General features: G+C 71.6%; 2 protein-coding genes. Both read right to left on the bottom strand.

Annotation, left to right across the window (positions count from 1 at the left end; all coding sequences use genetic code 11):
- On the bottom strand, nucleotides 1-773 hold a 773-nt coding region (locus AB0N31_RS36465; protein WP_366062835.1), incomplete at its 3' end, for a beta-ketoacyl synthase N-terminal-like domain-containing protein.
- A gap of 138 nt (nucleotides 774-911) precedes the next feature.
- Nucleotides 912-1,628: beta-ketoacyl reductase (locus AB0N31_RS36460; protein WP_366062834.1), on the bottom strand; the 717-nt coding region annotated here is incomplete at its 5' end.

Raw genomic sequence — 1,628 nt, 5'->3', positions numbered from 1 at the left:
CCCTCCGCGAACGCCTTGCACCGACCATCCCCCGCCAACCCACCCTGACGACCGAACTCCACGAACGCACCCGGCGTCGACATCACCGTCACACCGCCCGCGAGCGCGAGGTCGCATTCCCCCCCTCTGAGGGACTGGGCCGCCAGATGCAGCGCCACCAGGGACGACGAACAGGCGGTGTCGACCGTGACAGCCGGTCCTTCCAGACCGAGGACGTAGGACACCCGGCCCGACACGACGCTGGCCGCGTTGCCGGTGAGGAGGTGTCCTTCGATCCCTTCGGGAAGTTCTTCGCCCGTGTCGGCGCCATAGTTCTGGTTGCTGGAGCCGATGAACACGCCGGTGCGGCTTCCGCGTACGGACGCGGCGGTGAAGCCCGCGCGTTCGAGCGCCTCCCAGGAAGTCTCCAGGACGAGCCGCTGCTGCGGGTCCATGGCCAGCGCCTCGCGTGGCGAGATGCCGAAGAACCCGGCGTCGAAGTCGGTTGCCGTGGAGACGAAGCCGCCGTGGTCCGTCGTGTCTGACGGCGCGTGGCCCGCGGTGTCCCAGCCGCGGTCCGCGGGGAACGGGGTCATCGCGTCGATGCCGGCGTCGACCAGCCGCCAGAGGTCTTCCGGGCTGGTGACGTCACCGGGGTAGCGGCAGGCCATGCCGACGATGGCTATCGGTTCGTTCGCCGCCCGGAGGAGTTCCTCGTTGTGCCGGCGAAGGCGCTCGTTCTCGAGCAGGGACGCGCGCAGCGCGGCGACGACGCGCTCCTCGGAGGTGGACATGCTCATCTCCACTGGTGGGTGGTCCGTACTCGGGCGGACGGGAACGGGGCGGGCATCACGCCGGCCGGATGCGGCGCGGGTGACTCGGCGGCACAGCGCGGAAGGCGGGCGGCACCGACGGCAGGGCAGTGCGGGGTCTCAGGACGAGGTGTCGCCGAGGGCCAGCTGAACGAGGGCATCGACGTCCATGGCGCCGATGGCTTCGGCGTCGGCGTCGTCCTGCGGCGGTGTGCTCGGCGCGCGGTCCTCGGTTTCGGCCAGGGCGAGCACGGTCGTGAGCAGGCCGCTCTGCCGCCATGTGGCGTAGGGAATGGTCATGAGGAGGTCTCGGAGGCGGGCCTCGTCCGGCTCGGTCGCCGCCGGTCGCTGACCGGTGGCCGACTTGGATCCCGCGAAGAGTTCGTCATGGAGGTGATCGGCGAGGTGACGCGGGGTCGGGTGGTCGAAGACGAGGGACGGCGGCAGCCGCAGGCCCGTTTCCGTGCTCAGCGCGTTACGGAGTTCGACCGCGGTGAGGGAGTCGAACCCGACGTCCTTGAAGGGCCGGTCGACGTGTACGGCACGGTCGGCGGACCGGCCGAGCACGAGTGTCGCCCGTTCCCGCACGAGCTCGCGCAGGGCCCGGCGCCGTTCCGTCTCGGGCCGGTCAGCCAGGCGCCGCACCAGGCGGTCACGCGCACTCTCGGTCGCACGCGCCGACTCGCTCTCCGCCCCCGTCCCTGTCGTGCCTTCGCTTCCGGCGGAGCCGTGGGGGCGAAGAGTGCTCAGCAGCGGGCTGGGCCGGCGGCCGGTGAACGCGGGAACGAACCGCTCCCACTCCACGTCCGCGACCACCACCAGGCCATCCCCCGCCTC

This window comes from Streptomyces sp. NPDC051051, assembly GCF_040682975.1.
Taxonomy (GTDB): domain Bacteria; phylum Actinomycetota; class Actinomycetes; order Streptomycetales; family Streptomycetaceae; genus Streptomyces.
The sequence above is the reverse complement of the archived record's forward strand: the minus strand, read 5'-3'. Positions and strand labels throughout refer to the sequence as shown.